At 69.7% G+C, this 23,004-nt stretch carries 21 protein-coding genes; 17 read left to right on the forward strand and 4 right to left on the reverse strand.

Translation table 11 applies throughout. The features are described 5' to 3' along the window. Positions 1-100: 100 nt before the first annotated feature. Positions 101-652, reverse strand: a complete 552-nt coding sequence (locus ACZ6QQ_RS30175) for a hypothetical protein (RefSeq protein ID WP_465880878.1) — start codon at positions 650-652, stop codon at positions 101-103. A 364-nt stretch (positions 653-1,016) separates the two neighbouring features. Between ACZ6QQ_RS30175 and ACZ6QQ_RS30180 the strand changes: the two genes are divergently transcribed. The 8 genes from ACZ6QQ_RS30180 (at position 1,017) to ACZ6QQ_RS30215 (ending at position 10,054) form a co-directional block, all read left to right on the forward strand. Beyond that, entirely contained in the window at positions 1,017-1,832 is an 816-nt protein-coding gene (locus ACZ6QQ_RS30180) for an ABC transporter permease (RefSeq protein WP_465880952.1), read from the forward strand. A gap of 12 nt (positions 1,833-1,844) precedes the next feature. After that, positions 1,845-2,651, forward strand: a complete 807-nt coding sequence (locus ACZ6QQ_RS30185; RefSeq protein ID WP_465880879.1) for an ABC transporter permease — start codon at positions 1,845-1,847, stop codon at positions 2,649-2,651. A gap of 77 nt (positions 2,652-2,728) precedes the next feature. Then, entirely contained in the window at positions 2,729-3,718 is a 990-nt protein-coding gene (locus tag ACZ6QQ_RS30190; RefSeq protein ID WP_465880880.1) for a YihY/virulence factor BrkB family protein, read from the forward strand. 159 nt (positions 3,719-3,877) lie between these two features. Continuing rightward, the gene (locus tag ACZ6QQ_RS30195) at positions 3,878-5,056 is read left to right on the forward strand and encodes an ROK family protein (protein WP_465880882.1); all 1,179 of its coding nucleotides are present in this window, start codon (positions 3,878-3,880) and stop codon (positions 5,054-5,056) included. Next, on the forward strand, positions 5,053-6,615 hold the full coding sequence (locus tag ACZ6QQ_RS30200; protein ID WP_465880883.1) for a sugar ABC transporter ATP-binding protein: 1,563 nt from the start codon (positions 5,053-5,055) through the stop codon (positions 6,613-6,615). The genes ACZ6QQ_RS30195 and ACZ6QQ_RS30200 overlap by 4 nt, the downstream gene beginning before the upstream one ends. Next, positions 6,612-7,682 (forward strand): ABC transporter permease, encoded by a 1,071-nt coding sequence (locus tag ACZ6QQ_RS30205; protein ID WP_465880885.1) that lies wholly within the window; start codon positions 6,612-6,614, stop codon positions 7,680-7,682. Before ACZ6QQ_RS30200 ends, ACZ6QQ_RS30205 begins: the two co-directional genes overlap by 4 nt. Before the next feature lie 95 nt (positions 7,683-7,777). After that, on the forward strand, positions 7,778-8,827 hold the full coding sequence (locus tag ACZ6QQ_RS30210; RefSeq protein WP_465880886.1) for a substrate-binding domain-containing protein: 1,050 nt from the start codon (positions 7,778-7,780) through the stop codon (positions 8,825-8,827). 18 nt (positions 8,828-8,845) lie between these two features. After that, positions 8,846-10,054 (forward strand): Gfo/Idh/MocA family protein, encoded by a 1,209-nt coding sequence (locus ACZ6QQ_RS30215; protein ID WP_465880887.1) that lies wholly within the window; start codon positions 8,846-8,848, stop codon positions 10,052-10,054. 125 nt (positions 10,055-10,179) lie between these two features. Here ACZ6QQ_RS30215 and ACZ6QQ_RS30220 read toward each other — a convergent pair whose 3' ends face one another. Then, the gene (locus ACZ6QQ_RS30220; protein ID WP_465880888.1) at positions 10,180-10,329 is read right to left on the reverse strand and encodes a hypothetical protein; all 150 of its coding nucleotides are present in this window, start codon (positions 10,327-10,329) and stop codon (positions 10,180-10,182) included. Between the two features lie 478 nt (positions 10,330-10,807). Between ACZ6QQ_RS30220 and ACZ6QQ_RS30225 the strand changes: the two genes are divergently transcribed. Genes ACZ6QQ_RS30225 through ACZ6QQ_RS30260 form a run of 8 tightly spaced genes read left to right on the forward strand, consistent with a single transcriptional unit; the run spans position 10,808 to position 19,012 of the window. Further along, positions 10,808-11,995: an inositol-3-phosphate synthase gene (locus tag ACZ6QQ_RS30225; RefSeq protein ID WP_465880890.1), complete on the forward strand. Its 1,188-nt coding sequence runs from the start codon at positions 10,808-10,810 to the stop codon at positions 11,993-11,995. A gap of 11 nt (positions 11,996-12,006) precedes the next feature. Next, on the forward strand, positions 12,007-12,870 hold the full coding sequence (locus tag ACZ6QQ_RS30230; RefSeq protein ID WP_465880892.1) for an SCO3242 family prenyltransferase: 864 nt from the start codon (positions 12,007-12,009) through the stop codon (positions 12,868-12,870). 52 nt (positions 12,871-12,922) lie between these two features. Further along, positions 12,923-13,873, forward strand: coding sequence for a sugar phosphate isomerase/epimerase family protein (locus ACZ6QQ_RS30235; RefSeq protein ID WP_465880893.1), 951 nt, complete (start codon positions 12,923-12,925; stop codon positions 13,871-13,873). After that, a complete protein-coding gene (locus tag ACZ6QQ_RS30240) occupies positions 13,873-14,481 on the forward strand; it encodes an EboA domain-containing protein (RefSeq protein ID WP_465880894.1) in 609 nt (202 codons plus the stop codon). The genes ACZ6QQ_RS30235 and ACZ6QQ_RS30240 overlap by 1 nt, the downstream gene beginning before the upstream one ends. Before the next feature lies 1 nt (position 14,482). Next, positions 14,483-15,346 (forward strand): TatD family hydrolase, encoded by an 864-nt coding sequence (locus tag ACZ6QQ_RS30245; RefSeq protein ID WP_465880895.1) that lies wholly within the window; start codon positions 14,483-14,485, stop codon positions 15,344-15,346. Then, positions 15,346-16,536 carry a metabolite traffic protein EboE gene (eboE, locus tag ACZ6QQ_RS30250; protein ID WP_465880897.1) on the forward strand — a complete coding sequence of 397 codons (1,191 nt, stop codon included), beginning with the start codon at positions 15,346-15,348 and terminating at the stop codon, positions 16,534-16,536. The genes ACZ6QQ_RS30245 and eboE overlap by 1 nt, the downstream gene beginning before the upstream one ends. Positions 16,537-16,550: 14 nt before the next feature. Next, on the forward strand, positions 16,551-17,948 hold the full coding sequence (locus tag ACZ6QQ_RS30255; protein ID WP_465880898.1) for an alkaline phosphatase family protein: 1,398 nt from the start codon (positions 16,551-16,553) through the stop codon (positions 17,946-17,948). Beyond that, positions 17,945-19,012: a polyprenyl synthetase family protein gene (locus ACZ6QQ_RS30260; protein ID WP_465880900.1), complete on the forward strand. Its 1,068-nt coding sequence runs from the start codon at positions 17,945-17,947 to the stop codon at positions 19,010-19,012. The genes ACZ6QQ_RS30255 and ACZ6QQ_RS30260 overlap by 4 nt, the downstream gene beginning before the upstream one ends. A gap of 34 nt (positions 19,013-19,046) precedes the next feature. Here the strand turns inward: ACZ6QQ_RS30260 and ACZ6QQ_RS30265 are convergent, their stop codons facing one another. Beyond that, on the reverse strand, positions 19,047-19,637 hold the full coding sequence (locus tag ACZ6QQ_RS30265) for an AfsR/SARP family transcriptional regulator (RefSeq protein ID WP_465880901.1): 591 nt from the start codon (positions 19,635-19,637) through the stop codon (positions 19,047-19,049). Between the two features lie 527 nt (positions 19,638-20,164). After that, on the reverse strand, positions 20,165-20,509 hold the full coding sequence (locus tag ACZ6QQ_RS30270) for a hypothetical protein (RefSeq protein WP_465880902.1): 345 nt from the start codon (positions 20,507-20,509) through the stop codon (positions 20,165-20,167). Between the two features lie 323 nt (positions 20,510-20,832). Here ACZ6QQ_RS30270 and ACZ6QQ_RS30275 point away from each other — a divergent pair, with 323 nt between their 5' ends. After that, positions 20,833-22,995, forward strand: coding sequence for a glycoside hydrolase domain-containing protein (locus ACZ6QQ_RS30275; protein WP_465880904.1), 2,163 nt, complete (start codon positions 20,833-20,835; stop codon positions 22,993-22,995). Positions 22,996-23,004: the final 9 nt, after the last annotated feature.

Raw genomic sequence — 23,004 nt, forward strand, 5'->3', positions numbered from 1 at the left:
CCCCCCCCCCCCCCCCCCCCCCCCCCCCCCCCCCCCCCCCCCCCCCCCCCCGCCCCTCCCCCCCCCCCCCCCCCCCCCCCCCCCCCCCCCCAGGTCAACGTCAGCAGATGCGAACGGTGTATACGGGCGCCCAGTAGTAGCTCATGTTCACGCTGTATGCAGGTGGGGTGTAGGCGTGCAGGTCTCCGGTGGTCTTGAAGAACGCCGCCACGGTTCCCTGCGTCTGGTTGTTCCACCACGACCCGGTAGTGGTCCACGGCATGCTGTACCTGGTTCCACATTTGTACCAGTTCAGCTCGGAGCCGGTCTGGTTCGGTCCGCTGAAGGCGCAGAACCAGCCATTGAGCCAGCCCGAGGCGCACTCGCTGGCGATCCGGGCCTTTCCGTTGGTGAAGTCCCGGGGGTGTGCTTCACCGGGCAGTGCCACGGCCAACTCGCCGCCGTCGAACGTGATCTCGTTGAGCGAGACCTGCTTGCCACCGAGTTTCTTCAGGTAGGAGTCCATCTCGTCTTGCAATGCGCTGGTCTGAGCTTTTGTCAGCTTGGCGGCGGCCGCCTGTGCCGCGAACGGCTGGTCGGAGGGCACTGCGGGAGCCGGTGCACCTGCTGTCAGAAGCGCGGCGGTAAGCGTCGCGGCGGTCACCGTGAGCATGCGGACGAGCATAAATGGGGTCCCCTCGTGAAGTCGCAGGCCCAGAGCGGGACTGCGGTGATCACTAAGATACGAGCGTACTTTGATGTATGTCAATATAGGCCCGGTTGAATGAGTGCTTCGTCTCGAAGGCTCCATCGCAGTGGGGAACGGACGCCCACCCCGCCGCCGGTGGAAGTCTCGGCCGGCTCTCTGACCAGGGAGGATCCGGCACCGGTAGCCGTCCGGCTCGCAAAAATCTGCGAAAACGTCGGCGGCCCGCCGTACAGTTCCGACGGTACGACGACCAGGTCGTGCTGCGGAGCTGTGCGGAGGCTGACGTGATGCGGTGGGTGGTCGAGACCGGCCGGACCGGTACGCGCTGATGGTGACCGTCGACGGGGCGGCCGTGCCCCGTACACCGGCGCGCCCACCGAGCGGGCCGGCGGCGGCGCTGGCCGTACTCGAATATCACCTGGCCGACTATCGGCGGACCTGGCGGTCCAGCGCGGTCTCCTCGTTCGTGCTGCCGCTGCTGACCATGGTCGGCTTCGGCCTCGGGGTCGGTGCCTACGTCACCCAGGGCGTGGACGGCGTCGACTACCTCGACTTCCTCGTGCCCGGTCTGATCGCCTCGACGGCGCTCCAGGTGGCGGTCGGCGAGTCGACCTGGCCGGTGCTGAGCAGCTTCAACTGGGTCAAGACCTACTTCGCCCAGATCGCCGCGCCGCTGCGGGTGCCCGACATCCTGGGTGGACACGTGGCCTTCGTGGCGGTCCGGGTGCTCACCAGCAGTGCCACGTTCCTGCTGGTCGCGGCGGCCTTCGGGGCGCTGCACTCGGTCTGGGCGCTGGCCACCCTGCCGTTGGTGGTGCTGCTCGGGCTGGCCATCGCCACCCCCGTCTTCGCCTACTCCGCGTGGGTACGCAGCGACAGCTACCTGGCGATTCTGTTCCGCTTCGCGATCATCCCGATGACGCTCTTCGCCGGGGTCTTCTTCCCGGTCGAGTCGCTGCCGGTCGGGCTGCGCTGGGCGGCGTACGTGTCACCGCTCTGGCACGGCGTGGACCTGTGCCGGGCCGCGACCCTCGGCATCGCGCCGCAGTGGTCGATCGCCGGTCACCTGCTCTACCTCGCCGCCTGGGCGATCGGCGGCTGGCTGCTCGCCGTGGTCGCGTTCCGCCGCCGGCTCGTGATCTAGGAAGGGACATCAGTGGTCAGCCTCGTCCTGCCCCGGTTGATCGGCTTCGAGGGTGCGCGCCGTTCGGTCTCGGTCGCCGAGCGCAACGTCGCCGCGCTCAAGTCCGCCTACTGGGTGGTGCTGGTCTCCGGCTTCTTCGAGCCGCTGCTCTACCTGCTCTCGATCGGCGTCGGGGTCGGTGCGCTGATCGGCGACCTCACCCTGCCCGGTGGGCAGGTGGTGACGTACGCGGCGTTCGTCGCCCCGGCGATGCTCGCCTCCTCGGCGATGAGCGGCGCGCTGTCGGAGACCACCTTCAACTTCTTCGGCAAGATGAAGTACATGAAGCTGTACGACGGGATCCTCGCGACCCCCGTACGGCCGTTCGAGATCGCGCTCGGCGAGCTGGGCTGGGCGATGCTGCGCGGCACGCTCTACTCGGCCGCGTTCCTCGTCGTCATGGTCGCGATGGACCTGACCACCCCGGCGCGGGCGCTCGCCGCCTTCCCGGCCGCGGTGCTGGTCGGCTTCGCCTTCGGCTCGCTCGGCATGGCGCTGACCACCTTCATGCGCAGCTGGCAGGACTTTGACCTGATCGGGTCGGCCCAGTTCGCCCTCTTCCTCTTCTCGGGGACCTTCGTGCCGGCCCAGGGCTACCCGGTGGTGCTGCGCTGGCTCGTGGAGGTGAGCCCGCTCTACCGGGCGGTCGACCTGATCCGGGGGATCACCACCGGCACCGGCGGTTGGCTGCGGATGGTCGATGTGCTGTACCTGCTCGCCGCGACGCTGGTCGGCCTGCTGGTCGCGTCCCGGCGGATGGGCCGGATGCTGTACAAGTGAGCTGACCTGGTGGATTGCGGCGGCTGCCGGTGGGGCATCAGGTGGTGATCGTGCCCGCAGACAGGAGGGAGGCCGCCATGGCCTCGGACCAGCAGACCGGTCCACCGGCCCCGGACGAGGGACCGTCGAGTCCGGTCCGGCTCTCCGGGACCTCCTGGTGGGCGGCGCTGCGGCGGACGGTCGCCGAGTTCCAGAAGGACAACCTGACCGATCTGGCGGCGGCGCTGACCTACTACAGCGTGCTGTCGATATTCCCCGGCGTGCTGGTGCTGGTCTCCCTGCTCGGGCTGCTCGGCGCCCAGACCACCGACGACGTGCAGGGCACCATCCGGGACGTGGTGCCGCAGAAGGACATCCGCAACATCCTCGACGGGGCGATCGGGCAGGTACGGGAGAACAGCGGTACGGCCAGCCTGGCGGCGATCTTCGGTCTGCTGACCGCGTTCTGGTCGGCGTCCGGCTACGTCGGCGCGTTCATGCGCGCCTCGAACGCGATCTACGACGTGCCCGAGGGGCGGCCGATCTGGAAGACGCTGCCGATCCGGCTCGGCGTGACCGCGGTGATCGGGGTGATGCTGCTGGTCAGTGCGCTGATCGTGGTCTTCACCGGTCGGTTGGCCGAGGTCGCCGGTGACGTGCTGGGGATCGGCGGGGCGGCGGTGACGGCCTGGGACATCGCCAAGTGGCCGGTGCTGTTGCTGCTGGTCAGTCTGATGTTCGCGATCCTCTACTGGGCATCGCCGAACGCCCGGCAGGGCGGCTTCCGCTGGATCACGCCGGGCGGGGTGGTCGCCGTGGTGGTCTGGCTGCTCGCCTCGGGTGGACTGGCCCTGTACGTGGTGAACTTCGACTCGTACAACAAGACGTACGGCACGCTGGCGGCGGTGGTCGTGTTCCTGGTCTGGCTCTGGTTGACCAACGTGGCGATCCTGATCGGCGCCGAGCTGAACGCCGAACTGGAGCGGGGACGGGCGATCGCGGCCGGCTACCCGGCCGACCGTGAGCCGTACCTGGAGCTCCGGGACGATCGCACACTCCGCAGGGACGCGCGTCCGCCGAACGAATGAGTTTTCTTGATCAGGACGGTGCTTTTGCTCGGGGAGACAAAAGTTCGTTCCAGATCTCCTGAAGCTCTAGACAGGTGCGCCGGAAGGCTCCTACTGTGTCGGGCACAACACCTCGACGTTGCGTCGATGTGAACAGACCCGACCGGGAGGTGAGTCCACGTGCGCACGGCGGAACTACTCCACCTCCGGTTGCTGCGACTGCTCCGTGACCAGGGAGCCGTCTCGCGCGCCGAGCTCGCCGACCGGTTGGAGATGCCCCGGCCCCGGCTCCTCGCCGAGCTGGACCGGTTGGTCAACGCCGGCTACGTCGCCGAGGCGGGACTCGCCGCCAGCCGGGGCGGACGTCGGTCCACACTGGTCGAACTGAACCCCGGTCTGCGGTTCGCCGCGGTCGACTTGGGCGCCAGCTCGATCGACGTCGAGGTGGTCAACGGCCGCCTCGAACCGGTGATCGCGTACGCCGAGGCCAGCGACATCCGGTCCGGCCCGAAGGTGATACTGCAGCGGGTCAACGAGCTGCTGCACAAGGCCAAGGTCGAGGGCGCGTACGAGCGGCTCGACGCGGTCGGCATCGGCGTACCCGGCCCGGTGAGTTTCCGGGACGGCGTGCCGGTGTCCCCGCCGATCATGCCGGGCTGGGACCGCTTCCCGGTGCGGGAGCTGCTCACCCGTGAGCACAACTGCCCCGCGGTGGTGGACAACGACGTCAACATCATGGCGATCGGAGAACGGCACGGAGGGGTCGCCCACTCGGTGGACGACTTCCTCTTCGTCAAGATAGGCACCGGCATCGGGTGCGGGATCTACCTGACCGGCGAGGTCTACCGGGGCACCGACGGATGTGCCGGCGACATCGGCCACATCCAGGTCGACTCGCACGGTCCGATGTGTTCATGTGGCAACGTCGGCTGCCTGGAAGCGCTGTTCAGTGGCGCCGCCATGGCAAAGGACGCCACGGTCGCGGCTCGCAGTGGCGCATCACCGGTGCTGGCCGAGCGGCTCGCGGCGAGCGGTGCGGTCACCGCCCAGGACGTCGCCGAGGGCGCCGTCGAGGGGGACGTGACCTGCATCCGGCTCATTCGTGACGGCGGGCGCCGGGTGGGCGGAGTTCTCGCCGGCCTGGTCAGCTTCGCCAATCCATCGATGATTGTCATCGGAGGGGGGCTGGCCCAGTTGGGTCACATCCTGCTCGCGGAAATTCGCAGCGTGGTCTACCGACGGTCGCTGCCGTTGGCCACCGGCAACCTGCCGGTGGTTCTTTCCGAACTCGGCCCACGGGCCGGGGTCACCGGCGCCGCGGTACTCGCCAGCGACGTCGCCTTCGGGGAGGCATTGTGAGCGAGCACGTCAGCACGGAACAACAGACAGATTCCGCACAACCCAATATTGTCCTGCGGCTCACCGACGTGGTGAAGACGTTCCCCGGCGTACGCGCGCTCGACGGCGTGCAGCTGGAGGTGCGGGCCGGCGAGGTGCACTGCCTGCTGGGCCAGAACGGCGCCGGCAAGTCCACCCTGATCAAGATCTTGTCCGGTGCGCACCAGCCCGACTCGGGGCAGGTCGAGTGGCTCGGCGAGACGGTCAACTTCGCCAACCCGCAGGCCGCGATGAAGGCTGGGATCGCCACCATCTACCAGGAACTCGACCTCGTCGACGACCTGTCGGTGGCGGAGAACGCCTTCCTCGGCCACGAGCCGCGCATCCTCGGCTTCGTCCAGCGGGGCAAGATGGAGCGCCAGACCAACGGCATCCTCGCCCGGCTCGGTCACGGGGAGATCCCGTCGAGCCGGATGGTCCGGTCGCTGCCGGCCGCCGGCAAGCAGATCGTCAGCATGGCCCGCGCGCTCTCGCACGACGCCCGACTGATCATCATGGACGAGCCGAGCGCGGTGCTGGCCCACGACGAGGTCGGCAACCTGTTCCGGATCATCCGCGAACTGACCGCACAGGGTATCGCGGTCATCTACATCTCGCACCGGATGGACGAACTCCGCGAGATCGGCGACCGGGTCACCGTACTCAAGGACGGCCGGACCACGGCGGCGAACCTGCCGGCCCGGACCACCCCGACCAAGGACCTGGTCAGCCGGATGACCGGCCGCAACATCGAGTACGTCTTTCCCGAGCGGCGGGCCGCTGCGCCCGATGCCGCCGAACTGCTCCGGGTCGACGGGCTCTGCCGCGAGGGCGAGTTCGTCAACGTCTCGCTCAACGTCCGGGCCGGTGAGATCGTCGGCATCGCCGGGCTGGTCGGGTCCGGCCGGTCGGAGTTGCTGGAGTGCATCTACGGCGCCCGCCGGTCACAGTTCGGCACCGTCAGCATGAACGGGCGCAACCTGCGTCCGGGCAGCGTCGGCGCGGCTGTGAAGGCCGGCATGGGCATGGCACCGGAGGAGCGCAAGAGTCAGGCGCTGCTGCTCGGTGAGCCGATCTACCGCAACGTCACCCTGGCCACGTTCAGCCGGTACGCCCGATTCGGCTTCACCAACGCCGGCAAGGAACGCGCCGAGGCGGAGCAGATCGCCGACTCGTTGGAACTGCGCCCGCTCGACGTACGCCGGGCGGTGCGCACCCTCTCCGGCGGTAACCAGCAGAAGGTGGTGGTCGGTCGCTGGCTGCTCGGCGACACCAAACTGCTGCTGCTGGACGAGCCGACCCGGGGTGTCGACGTCGGCGCCCGCGCCGAGCTCTACCAGGTGATCCGTGCCCTCGCCGAGCGCGGGGTGGGTGTGCTGCTGGTCTCCAGCGAGGTGCCCGAGGTGCTCGGCCTGGCCGACCGTGTGCTGGTCATGCGGGAGGGGCGGGTCGTGCGCGAGGCGCCGGCCGGCGAACTTGACGAAGACACTGTGCTCGACCTCGTCATGTCGGGGTCGCTGATGGAAGGTGCGCCAGCATGAGTGACGCGACCGCGACCGCGGTGGCCGAGACCCCGCAGCACGGCGGCGCCACGCCCCCGGCCAAGGGTGGCAAGTGGCGTGGCGACCTGGGCGAGTCGATCACCCGCAACCTGGGTCTGGTGGGCGTTCTCGCGCTGCTGATCATCATCGGCGCGATCACCCAACCCGGCCTGTACGGAGACTCCACCTGGGTCTGGAACAACGTTCTGTCGATCCTGCAACTGGCCTCCGTGGTCGGTGTGGTCACCGTCGGGATGACCTTCGTGATCATCGGCGGCGGCATCGACCTGTCGGCTGGCGCGATCGTCGCGCTGGCCGGGGTGTGGGCCACCACGGTCGCCACCCAGAGCTACGGCGCGGCCGGCATGATCTTCACCGCGATCATCGTCGGTACGATCGTCGGCCTGGTGAACGGCGTCTTGATCTCGTACGGCAAGTTGGTGCCGTTCATCGCCACCCTGGCGATGCTGGTTGCCGCCCGAGGGCTCGCCGCCCAGATCTCCAGCAAGCAGACCCAGGTCTCCACGAATTCCACCATCAACGGGATCGCCAGCAACAAGCTGCTCGGCATCCCGATCCTGGTCTACATCTTCGCCGGGGTGGTGCTCGTCGGCTGGATCCTGCTCAACCGCACCACCTTCGGGCGCCGTACGGTCGCCGTCGGCGGCAACCCGGAGGCGGCCCGGCTCGCCGGCATCAACGTCAAGTGGCACTCCCTGCTGCTCTACGGGCTCTCCGGGCTCTGCTGCGGCATCGCCGCGATCATGTTGACCGCCCAGGCCAACTCCGCCCAGGCGGCGATGGGCAACCTGTACGAACTCGATGCGATCGCCGCCGCGATCATCGGTGGCACGCTGCTCAGCGGCGGTCGGGGCACCATCGTCGGCTCCCTGCTCGGCGTGATCATCTTCGCCACGATCACCAACCTGTTCGCGATCAACAACCTTCCGGTCGAGGTCCAGAACATGGTCAAGGGCGGCATCATCGTCGTCGCCGTGCTGATCCAGCAGTTCCGGTTCCAGTCGATCACCCAGTTCTTCGCGCGGAACAAGGTCACCACGACCTGAGGCACCGCAACTCTCCAGGTGACGCCGCAGTCGGGCGCTCGCCGGACCCAACATATCCGCACACCCCCACCTTTCAGAGAAAACAGGAGGTCGTTATGACCCAGCAAGCGCGCGACCTGTCGCGCCGCCGGCTGATGTTCGGCGGGGCCGCGCTCGGCGCCGGTGCCCTGCTCACCGCCTGCACCAGTAACGAGGCTGCCGCGCCGGAGGGCCAGACCAAGGTCGCCGACGCGTCCGCCGCCGCGCCGGGCAAGCCGGTCACCATCGGCTTCTCCGCCCCGGCCGCCGACCACGGCTGGATGGCCGCCATCACCACCAACGCCAAGGCCCAGGCGGCGCTTTACTCGGACGTCACCTTCAAGACGGTCGAGGCCGGCGCGGACGCCCCGGCCCAGCTCGCCGCGCTCCGTGCGCTGATCGCGCAGAAGCCCGACGTCATCGTCCTGCTGCCGCACGACGGCAAGGAGCTCAACGCCTTCGGCCTGGAGGCCATGAAGGCCGGCATCCCGGTGGTCAACCTGGACCGGGCGTTCCCGGACGCGCTGGCCTACCGGCTGCAGATCAAGGGCGACAACTACGGCATGGGCGTCTCCGCCGGCAAGTACATCGGCGAGGAGATGAAGAAGAAGGGCATCACCAACCCGATCATCGGCGAGATCGCCGGCATGGACGAGTTGGAGCTGACCACGGAGCGGTCCGCCGGCTTCAAGGCCGAGCTGGCCACCTTCGGCTTCAAGGTGGAGAACCGGCGGGCCGCGCGGTTCACTGCGGACAGCGGGCAGGCCGAGGCCTCGCAGCTCCTCCAGGCGCTGCCGAAGATCGACGCGGTCTGGAACCACGACGACGACCAGGGCATCGGGGTTCTCGCCGCGATCGCGCAGTCCGGCCGCAAGGAATTCATCATGGTCGGCGGCGCCGGCTCCAAGGCCGCCATCGACGCGATCGCGGCCGACAACAGCGTGCTGAAGGCGACCGTGACCTACAGCCCCTCGATGGCATCCTCGGCGATCACGCTGGCTCGCCTGATCGGACAGGGCAAGGGCATGTCCGACCTGGTCGAGCTGCAGGTCCCGAAGGAGATCACTCTCACTTCGGAGACCATCACCAAGGAGAACGCGAGCACTTACAGCAAGCTCGGGTTCTGATCTAAGGGGAGGCCCACCTTGTCCACTGTAGATAGCGAGCTGCGGGTCGGCATGGTCGGCTACGCGTTCATGGGCGCCGCGCACTCACAGGCGTGGCGCACCGTGAACCGCGTATTCGACCTGCCGACACGAGCCCGGATGGCCCTGATCTGCGGCCGGGACGAGTCGAAGGTGGCTACGGCCGCCGATCGGCTCGGCTGGGACGGGTACACCACCGACTGGCGTGACCTGATCAACCGGGACGACATCGACGTGATCGACGTCTGCACACCGGGTGACAGCCACGCCGAGATCACGATCGCGGCGTTGGCGGCGGGCAAGCACGTACTGTGCGAGAAGCCGCTGGCCAACACCGTCGACGAGGCTCGCGCCATGGTCGCCGCCGCGGCCAAGGCGCAGGCGGTGGGCGTACGGTCCATGTGCGGGTTCAACTACCGCCGGGTCCCCGCGGTCACCCTCATGCGGAAGCTGGTCGAATCCGGCCGGCTCGGCGTCATCCGGCACGTCCGTGCGGTCTACCTGCAGGACTGGATTGTCGACCCGCAGTTCCCGCTGGTCTGGCGGTTGCAGCGGGACAGGGCGGGTTCCGGGGCGCTGGGTGACATCGGCGCGCACATCATCGACCTGACCCAGTACGTGACCGGACAACGGATCAGCGGGGTCAGCGCGATCACCGAGACGTTCGTCAAGGAGCGGCCGTTGCCGGCGGAGTCCAGCGGGTTGGCCGCCTCCACCGGTAACGGATCCGTCGCCACCGGAGAGGTGACCGTCGACGACGCCGCCGTCTTCGTGGCGCGGCTCGACGGCGGGGCCCTGGCCACGTACGAGGCGAGCCGGTTCGCGACCGGGCGCAAGAACGCGCTGCGGGTCGAGATCAACGGATCGCTCGGCACGGTGGTGTTCGACCTCGAACGCCTCAACGAACTGGAGTTCTACGAGGCCAGCGGGCCAACCGCCGAGCAGGGCTTCAACCGGATCCTGGTGACCGAGGGCGACCACCCGTACATGTCCGCATGGTGGCCGCCGGGACACATCATCGGGTACGAGCACTCGTTCACGCACGAGATGCGCGACTTCCTGGAGGCGATCGCCACCGGGACCGATCCGACCCCGTCGTTCGCCGACGCCCTCCAGGTCCAGCTCGTGCTGGACGCGGTGGTGCGCTCGGCGGAGCTGGGCTCGTCGTGGACCGAGGTCGAGCCCACGCTCGTCACGGTCGCCGCCTGACCCGGCACCACCCCAGTACCCGAACACATCCATCCGTGGTGGTGCGCCAACACCACCACCCGACCAGCTTTCCGGATCGATCAGCGAGGGTCCGGTCGCGGTTGCGCCCCGCGGCCGGAGCAGGGTCACCCGGAGGGCGTACGCACCGAGGTCCACCCGACCACGGCGGCGTACGGAGGTAACGCGGTCGTCCGGTACGGCCGGACCGGGATTCCCCGGTCGTACCGGACGCCCAGTAGCAGCACCGGCCCCGAGAGCAGGGGCCGCCCGTCCACACCGCCCACGGCACCGACCCCCGGAGCCGTCCGACCACCACCACCGGCCCCGACCCCCGGGGCGCACGCACGAACGAACCGGACGACATTCCCGATGGCTACGCCGTAGCCGCGGGTACGGCCCGGGGCCCCCGTCCCGGACCGCATCCGATGACAACTCAATCAGGGAAGGACTCCGGCTGGCGCGGCGCTGCGAAACGCCGCCGCACCAGCCGGCACGACGCGGGGGAGGCAAGGTCGCGACGCCGACCGACCTTGCCTGCCAGCCCCGTCCGCCCGTACCTGCCGGGTTCCACGAACAACGCCGTTGCCGCCGACTCCGGCGCTGTTCGAGGGACGTTATCCGACCAGGTCGGGCGGGCGGGGTGCTCTTCCACCACGCCGTTGACTTTCCAGCACGCCAGTATTTATACCGGTGGATCCGTACAACCCCCACGGATGCCACCGCGCAGTTCCCCGCGCGAGGAAGGAGCACAACATGCGTACGGGAATCTGGCTGGTGGGCGCACGCGGCTCGGTCGCCGTCACCAGCGTGGTCGGGGCCCTGGCCCTGCGAGCCGGGCTCGTCGAGCCGACCGGCTGTGTCACCGAACTGCCCCAGCTGCGCAGCCCGGCCCTACCGGGCTACGCCGATCTCGTCTTCGGCGGCCACGACCTCGTCCCCACCCCGGTGGTGAAGAAAGCGGAGGCGCTCGCCGCCGCCGGCGTACTGCCGGCCCGGCTGGTGACCGCGCTCCCGGACGAGCTGGCCACCGTCGAACGCGAGATCCGCCCCGTCCCCACCGCCGACCGGCAGGCCGACGTGATCGCCGCCCTGGTCGCCGACCTCACCACCTTCAAGCAGCGCAACGGGCTGGACCGGGTGGTGGTGGTGAACGTCTCCGCCACCGAACCCGCCCCGCCCCCGGACCCCGCGCACGCCGACCTGGCCGCCCTGGAACAGGCGCTGGCCGACGGTGCCACCGTGCTGCCGAACAGCTCCGCGTACGCCTACGCGGCGTTCGCCGCCGGTTGCTCCTATGTGGACTTCACCCCGTCCACCGGTGCCCGGCTGCCGGCCCTGGCGCAACTCGCCGCCCGGGAGAACCTGCCGTACGCCGGACACGACGGCAAGACCGGCGAAACGCTGGTCAAGTCGGTGCTGGCACCGATGTTCGCGCTGCGCAACCTGAAGGTGCGTACCTGGTCCGGTGTGAACCTGCTCGGCGGCGGCGACGGCGCGAACCTGGCCGAACCAGCCGCGAACGCCGCGAAGGCGGCCAGCAAGCAGCGGGTGCTCGGCGAGACCCTCGGTTACGTGCCGCAGGGCAACACCCGGATCGAGTACGTCGACGACATCGGCGACTTCAAGACCGCCTGGGACCTGATCACCTTCTCCGGTTTCCTCGGCACCGCGATGCGGATGGAGTTCACCTGGCACGGGTGCGACTCGGCGCTCGCCGCGCCGCTGGTGCTGGACCTGGCCCGGCTGACCGCCACCGCGCACCGGACCGGGCGCGGCGGTCCCCTCGACGAGCTGGCCTTCTTCTTCAAGGACCCGCTCGGTGAGGGCTCGCACTCGCTGCCCGAGCAGTGGGCCATCCTGTGCGCCTTCGTCCGCCAACTCGACGCCGACGCTCACGCACCGGGCGCCGAGGCCGGACCGGCCGACGCGGCCCAGGGCTGAGGTGCGTCACCATGCCCTCCCTGGGTGACTTCGCCGAGCTGGTCCGGGCACCGGCCGCGCTCTCCGTACCCGGTGACGTGGTGGCCGGTGCCGCCGCGGCCGGTGCGCTGGGCCGGCGGGTGCCGGGACTGGCCGGCGCCTCGGTACTGCTCTACTGGGCCGGAATGGCCGCCAACGACTGGGCCGACCGCGAACTCGACGCGGTCGAACGGCCCGAACGGCCGATCCCGAGCGGCCGGATCTCACCCGGCACCGCGCTCGGTGTCTCCGCCGGCCTGACCGCCGCCGGCCTCGCCGTCGCCGGTCTCACCGGTGGACGTCGGGCGCTGGCCGTGGCGGTGCCGCTGGCCGGCGCGATCTGGGCGTACGACGTGAAGGCCAAGAACACCGCCGCCGGTCCCGCCGTGATGGCCGCCTGCCGGGGGCTGGACGTGCTGCTCGGCGCCAGCGGTGGCAGGAAACCGCTGCGGGCCCTGCCGGCGGCGGTGACGGTGGCCGCGCACACGTACACGGTGACCGAACTGTCCCGCCGCGAGGTCAGCGGCGCCGACCGTACCCTGCCGAAGGTGACCCTGGCCGGGACCGCCGCGGTGGCCGCCGCCGCCGTGGTCGGTCCCCGCCGCACCGGCTGGCGGGCCTGGGTGCCCGCCGCCCTGACCGCCTGGTACGTCGGCCAGTACGGCACCGCGCAGGCGCGGGTCGCCGCCGACCCGGCCGCCGACCGGGTACGCGCCGCCGTCGGGGCCGGCATCATGGGCCTGCCGGCGTTGCAGGGTGCCCTGGTCGCCCGGACCGGTGCCGGGGTGCTCGGAATGGCGGTCGCCGCGGCGGCACCGCTCGGCCGGCGGCTGGCCCGGAAGCTGTCCCCGACATGAGCACGGCCGCTTGGTGGCGACCGGTGGGTCCGGCGCGACGGGGGAGCGGACGATGACCGGGCTGCGGTTCGGCTACGGCACCAACGGGTTCGCCAACCACCGGCTCGACGACGCCCTGCGGGTCATCGCCGACCTGGGCTACCAGGGGGTGGCGCTGACCCTCGACCACGACCACCTGGACCCGTTCGCGCCCGCGCTCGCGGCGAGGGTGGCCGCGCTCGGCAACCGGCTGGCCGAACTGGACCTGGGGCTGGTGATCGAGACCGGGGCCCGCTACCTGCTGGACCCGTGGCGCAAGCACGCCCCGACGCTGCTCGACGACGATCCGGCGCTGCGGATCGAGTTCCTGCGCCGGGCGGTCGCGGTCGGCGCCGACCTCGGTGCCGAGGCGGTCTCGTTCTGGGCCGGGGTACGCCCCGGCGCGCTGGACGAGACCAGCGCCTGGGACCGGCTCGTCGCCGGCTGCGCCGAGGTGGTCGACGCCGCCGACGCGGCCGGTGTCACCCTCGGCTTCGAACCGGAGCCGGGCATGCTGGTGCCCGACATCGCCGCCTGGTGGCGGCTGCGGCACGCGCTCGGCGCACCGCCCGGATTCGGCATCACCCTCGACATCGGACACTGCCGGTGCCTGGAGCCGCAGCCCGTACCGGACTGCGTCGCCGAGGTGGCCGCGCACCTGGTCAACGTGCAGATCGACGACATGCGTCGGGACGTGCACGAACATCTGGAGTTCGGCACCGGTGAGATCGACTTCCCGCCGGTGCTCCGGGCCCTGGCCGACGCCGGCTACACCGGCCTGGTCGCGGTCGAACTGCCCCGCGACTCGCACGCGGCACCGGCCGTGGCGTCCCGCTCGGTCGACTTCCTGCACACCGCAGCCTGGCAGGCCGGGGTGGCCGTGGAGCAGGTCGGCCGGATCGCCGGGCGGGCCGGGGCAACCATCGAGCGGGCCGGCGCGACCACCACCGTGGCGCGACCGGCCGGTTTGGAAGGGGAGGCGTAATGGAACCGGATCAACTGCGGGCGGCGCTCTCGGCCGTACCGGACCCGGACTGGCTGGACCAGGCGCTGCGGCGGGTCGTGAGCGAACCCGACGCCGTCGGGCGGCTGTTCGCCGCCGCCGGCCGGCGCTGCGGCCGGGCACCGCTACCGGACGCGCCCGGCTGGACCGCCGACGACGCGGCCCGGGTGCTGCTGCTGACGATGCTGCCGGCCGACCGGGTGGTCGGCCAGGTGGAAACCCTCTACCGGTACGGCGACGCGGCCGAGAAACGGGCCGTCCTGCGCGCCCTGCCGTGGCTGCCGATCGGGGCCGCCGCCGTGCCGCTGCTGCACGACGCGATCCGGACCAACGACACCCGGCTGGTCGCCGCCGCCCTCGGCCCGTACGCCGGCCACCTCGACCCCGCCAGCTGGCGCCAGGCGGTGCTCAAGTGCGTGTTCATGGAGGTGCCGCTGGCCGTGGTCGACCGGCTCGACGAGCGGGCCGACGGCGAGCTGGAGATCATGCTCGCCGGGTTGGACGAGGAACGCCGCGCCGCCGGCCGTTCCATCCCGGCCGACGCGTCCGCCCTGCTCGACCGGCTCCGACTCATCACGAAAGAGGCGTGACATGCGCATCTTCGACCCGCACATCCACATGACCTCGCGCACCACCGACGACTACGAGCGGATGGCCGCCGCCGGGGTCCGCGCCCTGGTCGAGCCGGCGTTCTGGCTCGGGCAGCCGCGTACGAGCGCCGGGTCGTTCGCCGACTACTTCGACTCGCTCGTCGGCTGGGAGCCGTTCCGGGCCAGCCAGTTCGGCATCCGGCACTACGCCACCATCGCGCTGAACCCGAAGGAGGCGAACGACCCGCGCTGCCGGGAGGTGCTCGACCTGCTGCCGCGTTACCTGGACAAGGACAACGTGGTCGCGGTCGGCGAGATCGGGTACGACTCCACCACCCCGGAGGAGGACGAGGTCTTCGCCGCCCAGCTCGCCCTGGCGGTCGCGTACGACCTGCCGGCGCTGGTGCACACCCCGCACCGGGACAAGGCCCGGGGCACCGAACGCAGCATCGCGGTGGTGGCCGAGTCCGGCATCGACCCCGGCCGGGTGGTGATCGACCACCTGAACGAGGTCACCGTCGAGCAGGTACGCGACTCCGGCTGCTGGGCCGGCTTCTCCATCTACCCGGACACGAAGATGTCCCCGCCCCGGATGGTGGAGATCCTGCGCAAGTACGGCACCGAGCGGATGCTGGTCAACTCGGCCGCCGACTGGGGCCGGTCCGACCCGCTGCTGACCCGGATCACCGGTGAGGCGATGCTGGCGGCCGGGTTCAGCGACGACGACGTCGACCGGGTGCTGTGGCGCAACCCGATCGAGTTCTACGGCCAGTCCGGCCGGCTCGACCCGGCCGAGCTGGAGGGTTCGGCGGCCGGACCCGAGCCGACCTTCGAGGGCAACTCGATCCTGCGGGGTGGTAGCTGATGCGGCTGCGCCACCCGGACGGGCAGACCGTCCACCTGAGCTACTGCACGAACGTGCACCCGGCCGAGGACCTGGCCGGGGTGATCAGCCAGCTCGACACGTTCGCCGAGCCGATCCGGCGCCGGCTCGACACCGACGTCCTCGGGTTGGGGCTGTGGCTGGCCGCACCGGTGGCCGCCGGGCTGGCCGCCGACGCGGGCCTGCGACGCAGGCTGCGTACCGAACTCGACGTGCGGGGGCTGGAGGTGGTGACGCTCAACGGGTTCCCGTACCGGTCGTTCCAGGCGCCGGTGGTGAAGCTCGGCGTCTACCACCCGGACTGGACCGCGCCGGAGCGGCTGGAGTACACCCTCGACCTGGCCCGGATCCTGGTCGACCTGCTGCCCGACGACGCCGCCAGGGGTTCCATCTCCACCCTGCCGCTGGCCTGGCGTACGCCGTGGACCCCGGCCCAGGCCGGTGCCGCCGCTCGTACGCTCGAACAGCTCGCCGCCGGGCTGACCTCGATCGCCTGGCAGACCGGGCGGGCGGTCCGGGTCGGTTTCGAACCGGAGCCCGGCTGCGCGGTGGAGAGCACCGCGCAGGCCGCCGCCCAGCTCGCCCGGGTCGACACCGACCGGCTCGGCATCTGCCTGGACCTGGCGCACCTCGCCTGTGCCTGGGAGGAGCCGGCCGACGCGTTGGAGCGGCTGCGCCGGGCCGGGCTGCCGGTGGTGAAGGTGCAGGTGTCGGCCGCTTTGCAGGCGGACGACCCGGTGGCCGCCGCCGAGCAGTTGGGCGGGTACGTCGAGCCGCGTTTCCTGCACCAGACCCGGGGTGCCGGCTGTGCCGGTGCGGCCGACCCGGCCGATCCGGCGTACGCCACCGACGACCTCGACCAGGCCCTCGCGGACGGGCTGCCGGGGCCCTGGCGGGTGCACTACCACGTGCCGCTGCACGCCGAACCGGAGCCGCCGCTGCGGGCGACCACCCCGGTGCTGCGCGGCGCGCTGCGTGAACTGCTCGGCGGGGCGAGCGCCGGGTGTGACCACTTCGACGTGGAGACGTACACCTGGGGGGTGTTGCCGGCGGCCCGGCGGCCGAACTCGGACGCCGAACTCGTCGGCGGCATCGCGGCCGAGCTGGCGTACGCCCGGGACGAGCTGGTCGACCTCGGCCTGACCCCGGTGTCCGCCCCGGTGACGGCATGACTCAAGGAGAGAAAATGGCACCGCTGGTCGTGATCGACGTGGTGGGGTTGACCCCGCGACTGCTCGCCCACATGCCCCGCCTGCGGGCGGTGGCCCAGGCCGGGTTCGAGGCCGAGCTGGGTACGGTGCTGCCGGCGGTCACCTGTTCGGCGCAGGCCACGTTCCTGACCGGTGCGCCGCCGACGGAGCACGGGATCGTCGGCAACGGCTGGTACTTCCGCGACCTGGGTGAGGTGTTCCTGTGGCGCCAGCACCACGCCCTGATGGGCGGGGAGAAGGTGTGGCAGGCGGCCCGGGCGCAGCGACCGGACTACACGGTGGCGAACATCTGCTGGTGGTACGCGATGGGCGCGGACGTGAACTGGACGGTGACGCCCCGGCCGATCTACTACGCGGACGGTCGCAAGGAGCCGGACTGCTACACCGACCCGCCGGAGCTGCACGACGAGCTGACCGCGAAGCTGGGCGGGTTCCCGTTGTTCACGTACTGGGGGCCGGGGGCGGGGCTGCCGTCGTCGCGCTGGATCTGCCAGGCGGCGCAGCAGGTGATGGCCACCCACAACCCGGACCTGACCCTGGTCTACGTGCCGCACCTGGACTACGACCTGCAACGGTTCGGGCCGGGCTCGGCGGAGGCGGCGGCCGCCGCGGCGAAACTCGACGGGGTGCTCGGTCCGCTGCTGGACGCGGCGAAGGCCCGTAACGCCACCATCGTGGCGCTGTCCGAGTACGGCATCACCGACGTGTCCCGGCCGGTCGACGTCAACCGGCTGCTGCGCGCCGAGGGCCTGCTGCGGGTCTACACCCAGGACGGGATGGAATACCTGGACCCGTGGACGTCGAAGGCGTTCGCGGTCGCCGACCACCAGATCGCCCACGTGTACGTGAAGGACCCGGCCGACATCCCGGCGGTGGCGAAGCTCTGCGCCGCCCTGCCGGGGGTGGCCGAGGTGCTCGACGCCGACGGCAAGGCCCGGTACGGCCTGGACCACGAGCGCAGTGGTGAGTTGGTGCTGGTGGCCGAGCCGGACGCCTGGTTCACCTACTACTACTGGCTGGACGACGCGCGGGCACCGGACTTCGCCCGGCTGGTCGAGATCCACCGCAAACCGGGGTACGACCCGGCCGAGTTGTTCTTCGACCCGGAGGCGCCCGGTGCGGCGAAGCGGCGGGCCGGGGTGGCCCTGGCCCGCAAGAAGCTCGGCATGCGGTACATGATGAGCGTGGTCGGGCTGGACGCGGGGGCGCGTGCGGTGAAGGGTTCGCACGGCCGGCTGCCCGAGGATCCGGCCGACGCCCCGGTCTTCCTCTGCTCGGCTCCGGGCCCGGCCCGCGAGAAGATCGCGGCGACCGAGGTCAAGGGACTGTTGCTGGAGTTGGCCGGACTCGGCGCGCGGGACGGGGAAGCGTGACCGCGACCGCGCCGCTGACCGACGCGGCGGAGTTGCGGAAGCGGTTCGACGCCCAGTTGTCGGCGTTCCTGGAGCGGCAGGATCCGGACTGGCCGGACGGGGCGCCGCGCGGTGTCTTCACCACCCTGCACCGGTTCGTGCTGGCCGGCGGCAAGCGGTTGCGGCCGATGTTCTGCTACTGGGGCTGGCGCGGGGCGGGTGGGGTGGACGACACCCCGATCGTGGTCGCGGCGGCGGCGCTGGAGCTGTTCCACGCGTTCGCGCTGATCCACGACGACATCATGGACGGCAGTGACCGGCGCCGGGGTGAGCCGTCGGTGCACCGGCTCTTCGCCGACCTGCACACCCGTTCGTCGTGGCGGGGCGACCCGGCGTCGTACGGGCGCAGCACCGCGCTGCTCTGCGGGGACCTCTGCGCCGCCTGGGCGGACCAGATGTTCCACGAGTGCGGCCTGAGCGCCGACCAACTGCACCAGGGGTACGGCGTGTTCGCGAACATGCGTACGGAGGTGATCGCCGGGCAGTACCTGGACCTGGTTTCCGGGGTCGGGGACGGTTCGGTGGCGAGCGCGTTGACGGTGATAAGGATGAAGGGGGCCCGTTACACGGTGACCCGGCCGTTGCAGATCGGGGCGGCGCTGGCCGGTGCCGGTCCCGAGCTGCTGTCGGCGTTCGCCGCCTTCGGTGACCCGCTCGGGGACGCGTTCCAGCTCCGTGACGATGTGCTCGGGGTGTTCGGGGATCCGGCGGTGACCGGCAAGTCGGTGCTCGACGATCTGCGGGAGGGCAAGCCCACGGTGATGATGGCGTTGGCCCGGGGCAGCGCGGACCGGGCCCAGGCGCTGCGGTTGAAGGAGCTGTTCGGCAACCCGGACCTGGATCCGGACGGGGCGGCCGAGCTGCGCGCGATCATCGTTGAGACCGGGTCCTTGGGACGGATCGAACAGATGATCAAAGTGCGTACGGACAGCGCGTTGACGGCCCTTGCCGACGCGCCGATCTCCGGCGAGGCCAACGCGATGCTGGCGTCCCTGGCGGCGGAGGCGGTCAACCGGGAGGTGTAGTCGCCGCCGGGGAGACCCGGCGGCGACTCGACGATCAGGAGCCGACTTTTTCGTTCGACAGCAGGTGAACGGCGGCGGACAGTTCCTTCATGGCCGACCTGATCGCTTTGAGTAGCTCTCCGTCCACGGGGGTCTGGCCGCTGGCGGGCGGGGTTTCGGTCGCGCCGAGCAACTGTTGCTCCAGGTGCCACACCGGCGCGCCGCTGCCGATGCCCAGCTCCGTGCTGAGCCGTTCCTTGAGTGCCCGCAGAAGCTGTAGCGCCTCGGCGGTACGGGATACCTCGTGCAGTGCGCTCGCCAACTGGCAGTGCAGGCGCTCGTGGTACGGATAGAGGCGTACCCAGACGCCCAGGTCCGCGATCATTTCGGCGTGGTTGCCCTGGGTGAATTCGAGGTCGGTGAGGGTCTGCATCGTGCGGAGCCGCTTCTCCTCCAGATGGGCGGCGTCGGCGGCCAGCGCATCGGATCCCACGTCCTCCAGTGCCGGTCCGCGCCACAGTGCCAGCGCCTCTCGGAGGAGAACGGCGGCCTCCGTCAGCTCTCCGTTGCCGACGAGCCGGTCGGCTCCGTCGCCGAGCTGGCGGAACAGTCGGTAGTCCACCAGGTCGTCGTCCACCTCGAGCACGTAGTTCGATGCTCTCCGGGTCAATTCGATTTCCTGACCGAATGACCTGAGGACCACTTTCAATGAACCTACGCAGTTCTGCACCTGCTTGCGTGCGGTTGGCGGTGGGTTATTTCCCCAGAGTACGTCCACCAGTCGGCCGATCGACACTGGTGTGTTGTTATCGATCAGCAGAGCGGCCAGAAGCTTCCGTTGCCTGCTGCTCTCGATAGCGTGGTATTTGCTACCCGCTCGAATCGCTAGCGGCCCGAGTAGGCAAAACCTCATCTGGATCCCCCGTGTTAGTCATTCGTGACTATCAGTCTGCCACGCGGTTGCAGCGAAATCAACAGAGGGTTCCGTCGTTGTTGCGCATGGTTTACCGAGGTCGATCGCTGCGTCAGGGGGTGATGTAATCCGCTGCTCGCCGGCCGTCGATCCCGTTCCCGCAGCCCATATCTGGACGTAAGTGGATAGGTCAGCGGCGGAACCGGTCGGCTGTCCTTTGTGGGGAGTGACGGTTTTCCGGCGTGGCAATCCCGCCGGGGTCAGCGGACGGGACCCGCCGACGGCGCGCGGCGCGCGGCCAGTACGGTCGCGACCAGAACGGTCACCGCCACGACGGCCACTGCCCAGGCGAGCCGGTCGATGCGACCGCTGGTGCAGGACTGGTAGGCGCTGTCCCAGTAGTCGCCGTCCGTCGGGACCCGCCACAGGTCCAGGTCGGTGAAGAGCGCGTTGCCGCAGACCCTCTTCTCGTGGTCGCCGGGCGCGAAGATCCGGATCGGCAGGATCAGCAGCAACGCGACCGTTGCGGTCCCGGCCACCACGACCCGGGTTGGACTTAGCCAGGTGGTGAGCCGTGCCCTGCCGGACGTGCCCTTGGTCGTCATCTGATCGATCGTAGAGCACCCCACGGACGACGACGGTGGCCGACCGGGGTCGCCCCCGTCATCGACACGTCATCGGCGTGTCACTTCATCCGCATCGAATGTCGCATTGAGGATAGGCGATTTACAATGCGCTCACCGAACCGTAGGATCTTCGTGTCGAGCAAATGCCCGGCGCCGGAGCCGGATTGTGCGCGCAATTCCTGGCCGTACTCCGGGCAATCTCGAACCACTCCGGACCCTGCCGTTGGGTCGGCCGTTAGGGTGCCTGTGACCCGGCCGTGAGTGGGCCGATCATCCTGAGTCATCGGTAAGACGGGGGTGCCATGATTGTCACAATAAACAGTCGCGCGACCTGGGGGCAGTACGTCAAGGAGGAATGGCGGGCGCACGCCTCTGCTCCCCCTCAGCCCAGCGACAATCCGGCCTGGGATCCGATCGGCGGGGTATTCATCCACTATCGTGGAGGGGCGGACCCGCTCGCGGGTGAACTCGTGACGGAGGAGGACTGCCGCAGAGACGTCGCCGCCGTCTACGAGATGCACTTCGACGATTCTAATTTCGACAGCGACATCGGCTACAACTTCTTGATCTGCCCGCACGGCAACATCTACCAGGGGCGGGGATACGAGCGCGGCGAGGCGAACGCCGGCACGGGGGAGCCCGTCGACGGTCTGCCCCGCAACGCCGCCTTCTACTCCATCTGCGGCCTTATGCGGGCGAACCAGACCGCGACCGAGCCCATGTTGCGCTCGTTTCGGTCGCTTATCGACCACCTGCGTCGGGAGGCGCCCAAACTGGCCGGCACTCGGATCGTCCCGCACTCGCACGGATACAACACCCAGTGCCCTGGTCACCTCAGCATGTACGCGCAGCAGGGCTCGACGATCGACCCCGCCGTCCCGTGGAGCGGCTTCGCGGACATCTACATCTATGAGGCCCAGAAATGGGCGAACGTCACCTACGAGAACGCGCCGGGTTACATCGAGAGCCCCGAGAACGGGCGTACCGGCTGGTCCACAGTGCTGTCACTGACGCAGGGGCTCCAGGACGAACTCGGCATATCCCCGACGGTCCAGAGCTTCGGTCCCGGCACCTTTGAGGCCGTCAAGTCGCGCAGTATCATGCCGGATCAGGAAGGCAACGAGAACCTGATCCGGATCTACAACGGCGGCCTGTGGTGCAAGGGCTACTGGACCTCGACCATCCAGCACTTCTGGACCGGCGACTCGCAGAGCGCGCTCCAGCGGGTCTACACCGACGCGGGCCTGTCGTGGGACAACGTGACAATGCGGTACAAGATGTGGCCGCACGTCGCCAAAGCGCTGATGCGGATGGACCAGTTCCGCCTCGTGCCGGGCGGTGACATCAACATCCAGCGCATCCAGCAGCGGCTGAACGCCCGCTACGTCGCCGAGATCGGCATCCCGGCGATGGGTCTGGTGCCCTGCGACGGCATCTACTCCCGCGACGTCCAGCAGGGGTTGATGATGGCCATCCAGTACGAACTGGGCCTGGCGCTGAACTCGATCAACGGCTATTTCGGTCCCGGCACGCAGGCCGCGCTGCGGGGAAGGGGCTCCACCCGGCTCACCGGCGATCTGCGCTACCTGTTCCGTGCCGCGTGTTACTTCAACTCGCCGACCATGTTGCCGGGAAACCCCCAGGTGCCGCTGATGTACCGCCCGGAGGACATCGGCACCGACACCGAGACCAGCACCCACCTGGCCTGGGTACGAGCCTTTCAGAGCTTCTCGCAGCTGCCGGTGACGGGCACCAACGACTACACGACCTGGGCCCAACTGCTCGTCTCCTCTGGCGACATCGATCGGCCCGCGACCGGTTGCGACTGCATCACCGAGATCACCGCCACCCGGGGCAGGGACCTCTGGAACGCCGGCTACCGGATCGTCGGCCGGTACCTCGACGAGCACCTTCTGCCGGGCGATCCGTACTACATCGGCAAGGCGCTCAAGCCCAATGAGCCGCAGACCATCCTGGACGCCGGGCTCAGGTTTTTCCCGATCTTCCAGTACAACGGCCAGCAACTGTTCAACTTCACCTACGAAAAGGGGTACGACCAGGGCAAGATCGCCCACCGGAAGTGCATCGAGTACCGGATCCCGGCGGGTACCTGTATTTATTTCGCCGTCGACTACGACGCGATGGACTCCGAGATCGACAGCAACATCAACCCGTACTTCCAGGGTGTCAAGGCCGGCCTCGCCGAACTGGGCAACCGCTACAGCTTCGGCATCTACGGTTCCCGCAACGTGTGCAGCCGCGTGTCGCACGAAATCGGTGCCCGCTGGTCGCTGGTCTCCGGAATGTCCTGGGGCTACTCCGGGAACCTCGGCTTCCCCCTGCCCGAGAACTGGTCCTTCAACCAGATCAAGGAGTACATGTTCCAGCCGGGCTGGGGTCTGGACCACGACGTGTGGCGAGCCGGAGCCGATCCGGGTGTGTCCGCTCTGACGACGGGTGAGTGAGGGATACCA

The organism is Micromonospora sp. NPDC049529, from assembly GCF_055586685.1.